A 12889-nucleotide genomic window follows, 5' to 3' on the forward strand; every position below is an offset into this window, starting at 1 on the left:
GGTCAGGATGCCACGGGGAGGGGTGCCGGCCTCAGCGTTTTCCGGTGGGCAGGCCGTGCTCCAGCACGTCCAGGGCGCGGTCGACGAGGTCCCTGATGTCGTCGCGGTGGCCGGTCTCGGCCCAGTAGTGGGAGACCTCCAGCAGGCCGCCCATCACGGACATGGCGAAGACCCGCAGCTCCAGGCTGTCGGGGTCGAGCCCGGAGCGCTCGGCGAGGCCCGCGCGGAGCAGCCGGCCGGTCGCCGCCATGCTCTCCATCATGCGGGCGCGGACGGCAGGCACCTCGACCCCGAGCCGGGTCCGCAGCCGGGTCACCTCGGGTTCCTCGGCGAGGCTCAGGTCGAGGGCCGTGCGCATCACGTGCCGCATGACATCGGCCCATGACTCGTCCGACGGCCGGGCCCGCAGCTCCTCCAGCATCACCGGGTCCCACTCGTCGGTGATGACGATGTCCTCCTTGGTCGGGAAGTACCGGAAGACGGTCGACGGCGACACCTCGGCGCGGTCGGCGATCTGCTCGATCGTCGTGGCGTCGTAGCCATGCTCCTCGATCAGCGCGTAGGTCGCGGCGCGGATCGCCTGGCGGGTCTTGATCTTCTTCCGCTCCCGGAGCCCCAGCTGGGGCCGGTCGGCGGGGGTGGTGCGTGCGGCCGTCATGAAGGTCATTGTCGGGCATCGGCCTCGGGCCCGGCCATGGCCGGGGTGCCGTCCTCGCCGTCCTCGCCGTCCGGGGCGGTCCGGGTGCGGGGCAGGAACGCCCCGGTCAGCAGCGCGGCGACCAGGGCCGCGGCACCGCACACCAGCAGGACGACGCCCATGCCGTGGACGTAGGCGCTGTTCGCGGAGGCGGCCAGGCCGGGCGCGCCGGTGCGCTCGGCGACGAGGTGCGCGGCCACCACGGACTCCCCGGCGGTGTCGGCGGCCCGGGCGGGCAGCCCGGTGACGTCGAGCCGGTCCCGGTAGGCGCCCACGAGCAGGCTGCCCAGCAGGGCGATGCCGATGGCGCTGCCGACCTGGCGCAGGGTCATCAGCAGCCCCGATCCGCTGCCGGCCCGGTCGGCGGGCAGCGCGGCCAGCGCCCCGTCCATCGCCGGGACCACCGCGAGGCCGAAGCCGACGCCGGTGACGGCCAGCCACAGCGCGGTGAATCCGTAGGCGGAATCCGCCTCCGTACGGCTGCCGAGGAACGCGGCGAACGCCAGCACCACCAGGCCGCAGCTGACCACCGCGCGGGGGCCGAACCGGGCGACGACCGGCTGGGCGGCGCGTGCGGAGACCATCAGGCCGCCCATCATCGGCAGCAGCCGCAGCCCGGTGCCGAGGGCGTCGTGGCCGAGGACGGCCTGGAGGTAGGGCGGCAGCAGGAACAGCAGGCCCGCCAGGACGAAGGTGACCAGCGTCGCCGTGAGGGTGTTCACGAGGAACCCGCGGTGGCGGAGCAGCTCCATGTCGATCATGGGCCGCGCCGCCCGCCGCTCGCGCAGCACCAGCCCGGCGAGCAGGACGACGGCTCCGGCGAGGAACCCGGCGACCAGGGGGTCGCCCCAGCCGCGCGTGGGCGCCTCGATGATGGCGTAGACCAGGGCGCCGAGACCGGCGGCGGTGAGTGCCGTGGCGAGGGCGTCGACCGTGGGGGAGGAGGGGTCGCGCGTCTCGGGGAGCAGGAAGAGGCAGGCCATGACGCCGATGCCGACCATGGGCACGTTGATCAGGAAGACCGAGCCCCACCAGAAGTGGTCGAGCAGCCAGCCTCCGAGGATCGGGCCGAGCGGCATGCCGAGCGCGGAGGCGGCCGACATGACGCCGATCGCCTTGGAGCGCTCGTCCGGCCCGAACAACGACGGCAGCACGGACAACGCGAGCGGCATGACCAGCGCGCCGCCGACGCCCATCACGGCCCGGGCGGCGACGACCCAGCTCACGTCCGGGGCCAGGGCGCCCACGACCGAGCCGGCGAGGAAGATCCCCAGCCCGGTGACGAGCATCAGCCGCCGCCCGAACCGGTCGCCGAGCAGCCCGGCGGGGAGCATCAGCGCGGCGAAGACGACGACGTAGGCGTCCGCCATCCTCCCCCAGTGCTAAACGCCTGGGGGCACCCCCAGCTGCTCGCCGGTGCTCGCGCCGAGATCCTGGGCCATCGTCGGCAGCGCGACGTTGAGGATCGTCATGTCGAAGCCGAGCGTGAGCATGCTCACGACCAGGGCCGTCAGGGCCCACCAGCGGCGAGGATCGGGCCCGGGAGTGGTAGTAGCCATGAAATGAGAGTAACTCTCAAAAGATTCACCGTGTCAATCGGTGGGGTCTTTCAGGACAGCGAAAAGGGCCACGGCTGGAAGCCGTGGCCCCGAAGGCCTTCAGGGGAGGATCACCCGTGCTGGTACGCCACCAGTGAGATCCCCACGTAGTGCGCGATGAAGGCCGCCAGCGTGAAGGAGTGGAACACCTCGTGGAAGCCGAACCAGCGCGGTGACGGGTTCGGCCGCTTGATCCCGTAGACGACACCGCCCACGCTGTAGAGCACGCCGCCGACGATGACCAGGACGAGGACTGCGATCCCGCCGGTCCGCATGAAGTCCGGCAGGTAGAAGACGGCCGCCCAGCCCATCGCGATGTAGCACGGCGTGTACAGCCAGCGCGGGGCGCCGACCCAGAAGACGCGGAAGGCGATCCCCGCGGCGGCCGCCGCCCAGATGCCCCACAGCAGCCACCGCCCCTTGGCCTCCGGCAGGAGCAGCATCGTCAGCGGTGTGTACGTGCCCGCGATGATCAGGAAGATGTTGGAGTGGTCCAGCCGGCGCAGGACGCCGTCCATGCGGGGGCTCCAGTTGCCCCGGTGGTACAGCGCGCTCACGCCGAACAGCAGGCAGGCGGTCAGTGCGAAGATGCCGCACGCGACGCGTCCTCTGGTCGAGTCGGCGAGGGCGGTCAGGACCAGGCCCGCGACGAGGACGGCCGGAAACATGCCGAGGTGCAGCCAGCCGCGCAGCTTGGGCTTCACCGGGTGCGGCAAGGAGAGCGCCTGCGGACCGCGGCCGTCGGCCGGCGTGTCCGTGGGCGCGTCGGGGGCGAACGCAGTCATGACGGAATGGTAGCTACGGAACCGTAAGTGACGTATCAGCCCGCCGGATTGGCCGATGAAGAGTGGCCATCCTCTCACCGTGACCCGACGATGGTTACGCAAACGGACGGTCCGGTGAACGCAACGTGCACGTAAAGCGGCGCGAGAAACCGTGGCGATCCTCACGTTGCTCACCTGTGCGCTCCTCTGGACAGATGGGCGCGCGCATCGGATGATCAAATGAGTGCGGTCGGCACCGGATGAGCGCCAAGATCCACCCTGAAGCATCCGGGTCGCAGCCCCCACGGGGCCTCCACATCACAAAAAACCCTCATTTAGGAGCAATCGTGGCGCGCGACATCGCGGCTCCCACCGTCCCCACCACCCATCAGGGGCTGATCTCGTGGGTCAACGAGATCGCAGAACTGACGCAGCCGGACAACGTGGTCTGGTGTGACGGATCCGAGGCCGAGTACGAGCGACTGTGCGAGGAGCTCGTCCAGAAGGGCACCTTCCGGAAACTCGACCCGATCAAGCGCCCCCACTCCTACTACGCGGCCTCCGACCCCACCGACGTCGCCCGCGTGGAGGACCGGACGTTCATCTGCTCCGAGAAGGAGGAGGACGCGGGCCCCACGAACCACTGGAAGGCCCCCGCCGAGATGCGGGAGATCTTCCAGGGCTCCGGGGGGCAGGGAGGTCTGTTCCGCGGCTCGATGCGCGGCCGGACCATGTACGTCGTGCCCTTCTGCATGGGCCCGCTCGGCTCGCCGCTGTCCGCGCTCGGTGTGGAGATCACCGACTCGGCGTACGTCGCCGTCTCCATGCGCACGATGACCCGCATGGGCCAGGCCGTCCTCGACGAGCTCGGCTCCGACGGGTTCTTCGTCAAGGCCGTGCACACCCTGGGCGCCCCGCTGGAGCCCGGCCAGGAGGACGTCCCCTGGCCCTGCAACCAGACCAAGTACATCTCCCACTTCCCGGAGAGCCGCGAGATCTGGTCCTACGGCTCCGGCTACGGCGGCAACGCCCTGCTCGGCAAGAAGTGCTACGCCCTGCGCATCGCCTCCGTCATGGCCCGGGACGAGGGCTGGCTGGCCGAGCACATGCTCGTGCTGAAGCTCACCCCGCCGCGCGGCGAGGCCAAGTACGTCGCCGCGGCCTTCCCGAGCGCCTGCGGCAAGACCAACCTCGCCATGCTGGAGCCGACCATCCCCGGCTGGACGGTCGAGACCATCGGCGACGACATCGCCTGGATGCGCTTCGGCGAGGACGGCCGCCTCTACGCCATCAACCCCGAGGCCGGCTTCTTCGGCGTCGCCCCCGGCACCGGCGAGCACACCAACGCCAACGCGATGAAGACGCTGTGGGGCAACTCCGTCTTCACGAACGTGGCGCTGACGGACGACGGCGACGTCTGGTGGGAGGGCATGACCGAGGAGCCCCCGGCCCACCTCACGGACTGGAAGGGCAACTCCTGGACGCCGGAGTCGGAGACCCCGGCCGCCCACCCCAACGCCCGCTTCACCGTCCCCGCCTCGCAGTGCCCGATCATCGCGCCCGAGTGGGAGGACCCCAAGGGCGTGCCGATCTCGGCGATCCTCTTCGGCGGCCGCCGCGCCACCGCCGTGCCGCTGGTGACGGAGTCCTTCGACTGGAACCACGGCGTCTTCCTCGGCGCCAACGTGGCCTCCGAGAAGACCGCCGCCGCCGAGGGCAAGGTCGGCGAGCTGCGCCGCGACCCCTTCGCGATGCTGCCGTTCTGCGGCTACAACATGGGCGACTACATGGCCCACTGGATCGACGTGGCCAAGGGCAAGGACCAGTCCAAGCTGCCGAAGATCTACTACGTCAACTGGTTCCGCAAGGACGACGAGGGCACGTTCGTCTGGCCCGGCTTCGGCGAGAACTCCCGCGTCCTGAAGTGGATCGTGGAGCGCCTGGACGGCAAGGCCGAGGGCGTCGAGACCCCCATCGGCATCCTGCCGACGAAGGACGCCCTCGACACGAACGGCCTGGAACTGGCCGACTCCGACCTGGAGTTCCTCCTCACGGTCGACAAGGAGGTCTGGCGCGAGGAGGCCGCCCTGGTCCCCGACCACCTCAACACCTTCGGCGACCACACGCCGAAGGAGCTGTGGGACGAGTACCGCGCCCTGGTGGAGCGCCTGGGCTGAGCCCCACCCCCCGAACTCCGCGGCCGGCTGGAACCGACAGTGCCCTGACCAGCAACATCGTCACGGCCGGCCGCGGGACGGACAGGCGGGACCCGCACAACGGCGTGCGGGACTCCGAGCCCGTCGCCGTCCGCCGTCCGCCTCGACGGCACCCGGCGGTGACGGCTCACACCCGCCCGCTTCGGCACGGCCCGCCCAGCGGGCTCACGAACGTGCCGATGGATGACCGAGCGCTCCGGCCGACGGCCCACGTCGACCGGGGCGCTCGGGCACTCCCGCGGCGCCGGCTCCGGCGTCGGTGAACGCCGGTTTCGGACCGGAGCAAGCTCGATCCGATCCTCGTGCTGTGGAGGCCTGATGCGTGCAGGCGTGGTGGTCGCCGCGCACCCCGGTGTGGAGGATCTCGCCGTGCGAGCCGAGGAGTCGGGCTTGCGCAGCTTCTGGGTCTACGACACCCCGATGGTCCACGGTGACCCCTTCGTCGCCCTGAGCCTGTGCGCGAAGGCCACCCGCCGCATCAAGCTCGGGATCGGCGTGACCTCACCGGCCCTGCGCTCGGCCCCGGCCGCGGCGAGCGGGTTCGCCAGCCTCAACGCCCTGGCACCGGGCCGGATCATCTGCGGGGTCGGCACCGGGAACACCGCCCGCCGCACCCTGGGCATGCAGCCGGCCACGGCAGCCGCGCTGGAGGACTTCACCGCGGCACTGCAGGATCTGTGTGCCGGACGCCCGACCGAGTACCGCGAAGGAGACCGGGTCCGCGACGTCCGGTTCCTGCACGCCGGGGCGCACGTGAACACCAGCGATCCGATCGAGTTCGTCGTGGCCGCGCTCGGGCCCAGAGCCGCCGCCGTCGCCGGCCGCCGCGGCGCCGGCCTCATCTCCTTCGGCCTGCTCGACCCCACCGCCTGGCACGCGCTGCACGACGCCCGCCGCCAGGCGGCCCACGGTACGGCCCCCGATCCCGGCTCCTCCGCGGCCTCCTACGTGGTCACCGCGCTCCACCTGCTGCGCGACGACGAGGACGCCGACAGTGACGCGGCCCGGGACGCGACAGGTCACCTCGTCCTGTCGCTGCTGGACTTCGCCGCCGACAACCCCGCCGTCGCCGGGCAACTCGGCCCCGACGAACGGGAGGCGGTGCGGCGCCTCCTCGACCGGCGGGGCACCACCGCCACCGCGCCGGACCGGTACACCAGGCTCTACCCCGACTACCTCGGACGCATCGCACCGCAGGACCGGGACCTGGTCCTGCCCTCGCTGATGAACAGCCTGGCCCTCGTCGGCACCCGCGACGACCTCCGCACCCGCGTCACCGCCCTGGAACGGGCGGGCGTGGACGAACTCCTCATCCAGCCGGTGATCGACCCGCCCACCGAGATGGCCCGACTCGCCGAACTCGTCGGCTGAGGCGCCCCGCCACGGACTCCACCGATGATTTCTCGCCAGACGCAGGGCCAGTACGGCCATGACTGCTGTGAACAGGCCGCCGGTCGTCTCCCGCCGGGAGTGGCTGGCCGCCGTCGACACCCTGCGCGTCCGGGAGAAGGCGCACACCCGGGCGGGCGACGCGATCGCCGCCGCCCGGCGACGGCTGCCCATGACCGAGGTGGACCCGTCGGCCCCGCTCGTCGGAAGCAGGGGGCACGTCCCCCTGATCGACGTCTTCGAGGGCCGCACGCAATTGTTCGTGTCGTATCACATGTGGCACGACGGCCACACCGCCGCCGACCAGTGCGAGGGCTGCACCTTCTTCACCGGCCAGGTCCGCGAACTGTCCTACCTGCACCAGCGAGACGTCACCTTCGCCGTCTTCTGCCAGGGCCCCTACGAGGAGTCCGACCGCTACCGCCGCTTCATGGGCTGGGACATGCCCTGGTACTCCGTACCCGCCGAGTCGCACGAACGGCTCGTCGCCGGCCGCCACTTCGGGATGAAGGCGTGCTACCTCCGCGACGGGGACCGCGTCTACGAGACGTACTGGACCACCGGCCGCGGCGTCGAACCCATGGCACCGTCCTACGGCATCCTCGACATGACGGTCTACGGGCGGCAGGAGACCTGGGAGGACTCCCCGTCCGGCTGGCCGCGGCCGTACGAGACGCTCGGCGGGCAGTTCCGCAGGGACGGACGGCCGACCGCGCAGTGGGCACGGATCGCCGCCGGCCACGACGACGACCTCCACGACGGACAGCCCGGCACGGGCACGAGCAGCTCGGACTGCTGCCAGGCGCGACAGGCGTGACGGGCTCCGGACGGGGGTACCCGGAGTTCCTCACGAAGGGGTTAGTGGCGCCCGGTCCGCGCGTCGCTGCGGGTGCGCGCGGACCGGGGCCGTCAAGGGGAGCCCCTCGGGCTCAGCGGGACGCGAGGGCGCGCGGCTCCAGGGCCGCCGTGTGGGCGTCCATCCGCTCGGCGGCCAGGATCGCGGCCGCCGTGTCGGCGCGGGAGGCGGCGACGACCAGCGCGCGGCCCGCCAGCGCGTGCGCGCGCCGGTGCAGGGCGACGGCGCTCCGCTCGCGCCGGGCGCCGGAGACCCGGGCCGGGGCGGGGCCGCCCCTCAGCCGGCCCACCTGCTCCGCGAGCCGCTCCGCCGCGGTGTCCAGGTCGGCCGAGCCCTCCAGCGCGCGCAGCTCGTCCGTGACGGCGAGCAGGGCGGCCAGGTGGCCCGCGAGCTGGATGTCCAGCTCTTCCTCACGGGAACGGTGGGGGAAGTCCGGGTTGGGGCCGTCCACCGTGCTGTGGACCGACTTGGTGCGGATCGGTTCGTACATGGGAGGGCCTCCTGAATGCTTGCAGGAAGCCATCCTAGCTTAGATTTCGTCTAAAGTTGAGTTGTTCACAAACCCGGACTGACCGCATACGTACGGTGAGTGGAGGGTCCGGTCAGTGTTGGCTGTAGCCGTCCAGGAAGTGCCCGATCCGCCCCACCGCGTCGCGCAGGTCGCCCACCGTCGGCAGGGTCACCACGCGGAAGTGGTCCGGCTCCGGCCAGTTGAAGCCCGTGCCCTGGACGACCATGATCTTCTCCCGCCGGAGCAGGTCCAGGACCATCCGCCGGTCGTCCTTGATCTTGAAGACCTTGGGGTCGAGGCGCGGGAAGAGGTACAGCGCCCCCTTCGGCTTCACGCACGTCACGCCCGGGATCTGGGTGAGCAGTTCGTAGGCCACGTCCCGCTGCTCGCGCAGCCGCCCGCCCGGCAGGACCAGGTCGTTGATCGTCTGCCGCCCGCTGAGCGCGGCGACCACCCCGTGCTGTCCCGGCATGTTCGCGCACAGGCGCATGTTCGCCAGGATCGTCAGGCCCTCGATGTAGGAGTCGGCGTGCGCGCGCGGCCCGGAGATCGACATCCAGCCCACCCGGTAGCCGGCCACCCGGTAGGCCTTCGACATGCCGTTGAAGGTGAGGGTGAGCAGGTCGGGGGCGACCTTGGCGGTCGGCGTGTGGTTGGCGCCGTCGTAGAGGATCTTGTCGTAGATCTCGTCCGAGCAGACCAGCAGGTTGTGGCGGCGGGCGATGTCGGTCAGGCCCTTGATCATCGCCTCGTCGTAGACCGCGCCCGTCGGGTTGTTCGGGTTGATGATCACGATCGCCTTGGTGCGGTCGGTGACCTTGCGCTCGACGTCGGCGAGGTCGGGCATCCAGTCGGCCTGCTCGTCGCAGCGGTAGTGGACCGCCGTGCCGCCGGAGAGCGAGACGGCCGCCGTCCACAGCGGGTAGTCGGGCGCGGGCACGAGCACCTCGTCGCCGTCGTCGAGCAGGCCCTGCATGGCCATCACGATCAGCTCGGAGACGCCGTTGCCGATGAAGACGTGCTCGACGTCCGTCTCGATGCCGAGGGTCTGGTTGTGCATCACGACCGCGCGGCGCGCCGCCAGCAGGCCCTTCGCGTCCCCGTAGCCGTGGGCCGAGGAGACGTTGCGGAGGATGTCCTCCAGGATCTCGGGCGGGCACTCGAAGCCGAACGCCGCCGGGTTGCCGGTGTTCAGCTTGAGGATCCGGTGACCGGCCGCTTCCAGCCGCATCGCCTCCTCGAGCACCGGGCCCCGGATCTCGTAACAGACGTTGGCGAGCTTGGTCGACTGGATCACCTGCATGTCTGGGAGCTTACGGCGCGGTAACGCGTCACGGGCCGTGTTTTCCGCCACGTGAGACGCGGTGGTTTGCGGGGAAATGGCCGCACGCTGTCCCACCAGCACCTCCTGTCCCTAGAATGCGCCGCCATGTCCCAGTCATTCGATTACGCCGACGGAGCGACCGGCGGCGAGCCGCAGGGGCCGCCGAACGTGTACCTGCCGCAGGCGGCCCCGCCCCCGGCGTACGACGGGTACGCCGATCCGGCGGCGGCGCACGGATGGCAGGACGAGGGAGCCGCAGGGGCCGTGGGTGACACGCGCGAGCTGCCGGTGGTGCCGGCGGGTGGCCGGTCCGGGGCGGGGCATCGTGCCCGGCGGCGGAAGAGTCCTTGGCGGACGCGCCGGGTCGCGGTCGCCGCCGGTGCCGTGGGTGCCGTGTCGGCGGCGGCCCTGATCGCCGGGTTCTCCTTCTCGGGATCGTCCTCCGGCACGCGGGGCGGCGAGGGCGGCCGTACGGGCCCGACGGCGGGGGAGTCGCCGGCCGCGCCCACCGGCACCGGCGCGGTCTCCACCCCCGGTGCCCCGCTCGCCGGCCGGCCGGCGGATCGCGGCGCGCCGTCCGCGACCGCGTCCACGCCCGCGAGCCCGTCGGCGACCGCGAGCCGCGCCCCGTCCGACGACGCGACGGACAGCGCGCCGCCCCCGGCCGTCAGCACCCCGCCCGTCACCCCGACGGCCTCCGCCCCCGACGCCACCGCGACACCCCCGGGCAGGCCCGAGGGGAAACCGGGCCACGGCCCCGGCGGTACGAAGGGCCCCAAGTAGCCGTCCGGTCGGGGCGGTTGAGTAGGGTCGGACAGGACGCGCTCGTTCCGCTTGTGGAACGACTCCTTGCCCCGCCCCCCTTTCCGCGATCACAATGCACATGACAATCGTGCAGGCGGCCGGAAGATTTCCGGCCGCCTCCGTCGCAAGAGGGGACCCCCCATGAGAAAACCTCTCGCCGCCGCGTTCTTCGCCCTGGCGATAGCCGGGGCCGGCGCGGCCCCCGCGACCGCTGCCGAGGCCGCCCCCACGGGCGTCGGCAAGGCCGCGGACACGGGCTCGGCCACGTCCGCCGTCTCCGGCGTGGTCGCGTCCGTGGAGCAGACGCTGGCCGGACTCAACCCGTCGGCCAAGGCGGTGAACTTCGCCGGCACGGTCGCGCTCAGCAACTGCTCAGGCTCCGTCGTCCGCATGCCGGACTCCGAGAGCAACGACCCGGCGCTCGTGATGACCAACGGCCACTGTCTGGAGTCCGGCTTCCCCGGGCCCGGCGAGGTCCTCGTCGACAAGGCGTCCAGTCGCACCTTCAGCCTGCTCAACGCCTCCGGCTCGCGCGTCGCCACCCTGCGCGCCGCCAAGCTCGCCTACGGCACGATGACCGACACGGACGTCGCGCTGTACCAGCTCACCACCACGTACGCGCAGATCAAGAGCTCGTACAACATCAACCCGCTGACGCTGAGCGACAGTCACCCGGTCGCCGGCACCGCCATCAGCATCCCCTCGGGCTACTGGAAGCGGATCTACAGCTGCTCCGTCGACGGGTTCGTGCCCACCCTGAAGGAGGGCGACTGGACCTGGAAGGACTCGGTCCGCTACACCTCCGCCTGCAACACCATCGGCGGCACGTCCGGCTCGCCCGTCGTCGACCAGGCCACCAACAAGGTCGTCGCCGTCAACAACACCGGCAACGAGGACGGCGAGCGCTGCACGGTGAACAACCCCTGTGAGGTCGACGCGAACGGCACCGTGACCGTCCGCAAGGGCATCAACTACGCCCAGCAGACCTACGGGATCCCGGCCTGCTTCGGGATCGACAACAAGCTCGACCTGAGCGCGAGCGGCTGCACCCTGCCCAAGCCGTAAGGCGGCTCGCCCCAAGCCGTGAGGCCGGGGCCGGGGCGGGCGGTCACGCGGGAGGAGTCCTGCGGACCGCCCGGCCCGCCAGGACGTCCGTGCGCCGCCCGTCCTCGATCACGAACCGGCCGTCGACCAGGACGTACGGAATGCCCGTCGGGAGCCTGCGGGGTTCCGCGAAGGTGGAACCCGCCGCGACCGTCGCCGGGTCGAAGAGGACCAGGTCGGCGACGTATCCCTCGCGGACGAGGCCCCGGTCGGGCAGGCGGAGCCGCGCCGCCGGACGCGAGGTGAGGTGCGCGACGCACTCCTCCAGCGACAGCACCCCCAACTCCCTGACGTAGTGCCCGAGGTAGTGCGGGAACGTGCCGTACGCGCGCGGATGCGGCTTGGCGCCCTGGAGGATGCCGTCCGAGCCGCCCGTGTGCACCCGGTGGCGCATGATCTCCCGGACGTTCTCCTCGTGGCCCACGTGCTGGAGGATCGTCGGGGCCAGCCGGTCGGCCAGCAGCAGTCCGCGCGCGGTCACCCAGGGGTCCTCCCGCCGGAGGGCCGCCGACTCCTGGACCGTCCGGCCGACGTGATCGGCCAGGGCCGGATCGGTCACGCCCGAGATCTCGATCGTGTCCCACTCGATGGGCACGCCGTGGCAGCCGTCCGACCCGGTGACCTCCAGGTCGTGGCGGATCCGCTCCGCCGTGCCGGGGTCCGCCAGCCGCCGGAGGGTCTCCTCCGGTCCGCCCTCGCTCGCCCAGCTCGGCAGCATGGCGGCGAGGGTCGTGCAGCCGGGCGTGTACGGGTACGTGTCGAGGCTGATGTCCGCCCCGGCGGCCAGGGCCTCGTCCAGCAGGGCCAGCAGTTCGGGCGCCCGGCCCTTGTTCACGCCGAAGTTCATCGTGGCGTGGGCGAGATGGAGGGAGCAGCCCGCCTCCCGGGTCAGCGCGACCATCTCCCGGTACGCCTCCAGGGCGCCGGCGCCGTAGGAGCGGTGGTGCGGGCAGTAGTAGCCGCCGTACGACGCCACCACCTTGCACAGCTCGGTCAGTTCGGCGTCCCGCGCGTACATGCCGGGGGTGTACGTCAGCCCCGACGACATGCCGACGGCGCCCTGCTCCATGCCCTCGGCGACCAGCCGCCGCATCCGGGCCAGCTCCCGCGCGGTGGCCGGGCGGTCCTCCCAGCCGACGGCGAGCGCCCGGACCGTGCCCTGTGGGATCAGGTAGGCCGCGTTGACGGCGATGCCCCGGTCCAGCCGGTCCAGGTACTCGCCGACCGTGCGCCAGTCGAAGTCGATGTCGTCACCGGGCCCGTTCCACCCGGCGATCGCGCGGCGCACCTCGTCGAGGGTGCGGTCGTCGACCGGCGCGTAGGACAGCCCGTCCTGGCCGATGACCTCCAGCGTCACGCCCTGGGCGGCCTTGGCGCTGTGGTCGGGGTCGCGCAGCAGGGCCAGGTCGCTGTGGGCGTGCATGTCGACGAAGCCGGGGGAGAGGACCAGCCCTTCGGCGTCCAGCTCCCGGCGTGCCTTGGGCCGCTGGCAGCCGGCCGCCGCGGCCTCCTTGACGATCCCGGTGATCCGGCCGCCGTCGACGACGACATCGGCCCGGTAGGCGTCCGCGCCGGAGCCGTCGACGACGTCGGCGTCCCGGATGACGAGCTCTTCCATCGCGCCTG

General features: G+C 71.8%; 10 protein-coding genes and 1 pseudogene. 5 read left to right on the plus strand and 6 right to left on the minus strand.

The features are described 5' to 3' along the window. Positions 1-31 precede the first annotated feature (31 nt). The 3 genes and pseudogenes from C1703_RS25255 to C1703_RS25265 all read right to left on the minus strand — a co-directional run bounded on the left by C1703_RS25255 (position 32) and on the right by C1703_RS25265 (position 3080). On the minus strand, positions 32-658 hold the full coding sequence (locus C1703_RS25255) for a TetR family transcriptional regulator (protein ID WP_114257581.1): 627 nt from the start codon (positions 656-658) through the stop codon (positions 32-34). Positions 659-663: 5 nt separating this feature from the next. Continuing rightward, positions 664-2256, minus strand: a pseudogene (locus C1703_RS25260) (MFS transporter). Between the two features lie 110 nt (positions 2257-2366). Beyond that, positions 2367-3080 (minus strand): hemolysin III family protein, encoded by a 714-nt coding sequence (locus C1703_RS25265; RefSeq protein ID WP_114254997.1) that lies wholly within the window; start codon positions 3078-3080, stop codon positions 2367-2369. 326 nt (positions 3081-3406) lie between these two features. Between C1703_RS25265 and C1703_RS25270 the strand changes: the two genes are divergently transcribed. From C1703_RS25270 to C1703_RS25280, 3 genes are all read left to right on the plus strand, one after another. After that, entirely contained in the window at positions 3407-5236 is a 1830-nt protein-coding gene (locus C1703_RS25270) for a phosphoenolpyruvate carboxykinase (GTP) (RefSeq protein WP_114254998.1), read from the plus strand. Positions 5237-5593: 357 nt separating this feature from the next. Continuing rightward, positions 5594-6646, plus strand: coding sequence for an LLM class flavin-dependent oxidoreductase (locus C1703_RS25275; RefSeq protein ID WP_114254999.1), 1053 nt, complete (start codon positions 5594-5596; stop codon positions 6644-6646). Positions 6647-6704: 58 nt separating this feature from the next. Next, complete coding sequence (locus C1703_RS25280) at positions 6705-7481, plus strand: DUF899 family protein (protein WP_114255000.1); 777 nt, start codon at positions 6705-6707, stop codon at positions 7479-7481. Between the two features lie 112 nt (positions 7482-7593). Here C1703_RS25280 and C1703_RS25285 read toward each other — a convergent pair whose 3' ends face one another. Together C1703_RS25285 and C1703_RS25290 are read right to left on the minus strand one after the other, a co-directional pair. Next, a complete protein-coding gene (locus C1703_RS25285) occupies positions 7594-8010 on the minus strand; it encodes a hypothetical protein (protein WP_114255001.1) in 417 nt (138 codons plus the stop codon). 112 nt (positions 8011-8122) lie between these two features. After that, a complete protein-coding gene (locus C1703_RS25290; protein ID WP_114255002.1) occupies positions 8123-9334 on the minus strand; it encodes a pyridoxal phosphate-dependent aminotransferase in 1212 nt (403 codons plus the stop codon). Between the two features lie 126 nt (positions 9335-9460). Between C1703_RS25290 and C1703_RS39045 the strand changes: the two genes are divergently transcribed. Together C1703_RS39045 and C1703_RS25300 are read left to right on the plus strand one after the other, a co-directional pair. After that, positions 9461-10138 (plus strand): hypothetical protein, encoded by a 678-nt coding sequence (locus C1703_RS39045; protein ID WP_157993162.1) that lies wholly within the window; start codon positions 9461-9463, stop codon positions 10136-10138. Positions 10139-10300: 162 nt separating this feature from the next. Continuing rightward, positions 10301-11224, plus strand: a complete 924-nt coding sequence (locus C1703_RS25300) for a serine protease (RefSeq protein WP_114255004.1) — start codon at positions 10301-10303, stop codon at positions 11222-11224. A gap of 43 nt (positions 11225-11267) precedes the next feature. Here C1703_RS25300 and C1703_RS25305 read toward each other — a convergent pair whose 3' ends face one another. Beyond that, entirely contained in the window at positions 11268-12881 is a 1614-nt protein-coding gene (locus C1703_RS25305) for a D-aminoacylase (protein ID WP_114255005.1), read from the minus strand. Positions 12882-12889: the final 8 nt, after the last annotated feature.

The sequence above is a fragment of the Streptomyces sp. Go-475 genome (assembly GCF_003330845.1).
Classification (GTDB): Bacteria; Actinomycetota; Actinomycetes; order Streptomycetales; family Streptomycetaceae; genus Streptomyces.

Coding starts and splice junctions, on each gene's coding strand:
- C1703_RS25265 (WP_114254997.1), bottom strand. CDS start 3,080: ATGACTGCGTTCGCCCCCGACGCGCCCACGGACACGCCGGCCGACGGC.
- C1703_RS25285 (WP_114255001.1), bottom strand. CDS start 8,010: ATGTACGAACCGATCCGCACCAAGTCGGTCCACAGCACGGTGGACGGC.
- C1703_RS25255 (WP_114257581.1), bottom strand. CDS start 658: ATGACGGCCGCACGCACCACCCCCGCCGACCGGCCCCAGCTGGGGCTC.
- C1703_RS25280 (WP_114255000.1), top strand. CDS start 6,705: ATGACTGCTGTGAACAGGCCGCCGGTCGTCTCCCGCCGGGAGTGGCTG.
- C1703_RS25300 (WP_114255004.1), top strand. CDS start 10,301: ATGAGAAAACCTCTCGCCGCCGCGTTCTTCGCCCTGGCGATAGCCGGG.
- C1703_RS25290 (WP_114255002.1), bottom strand. CDS start 9,334: ATGCAGGTGATCCAGTCGACCAAGCTCGCCAACGTCTGTTACGAGATC.
- C1703_RS25275 (WP_114254999.1), top strand. CDS start 5,594: ATGCGTGCAGGCGTGGTGGTCGCCGCGCACCCCGGTGTGGAGGATCTC.
- C1703_RS25305 (WP_114255005.1), bottom strand. CDS start 12,881: ATGGAAGAGCTCGTCATCCGGGACGCCGACGTCGTCGACGGCTCCGGC.
- C1703_RS39045 (WP_157993162.1), top strand. CDS start 9,461: ATGTCCCAGTCATTCGATTACGCCGACGGAGCGACCGGCGGCGAGCCG.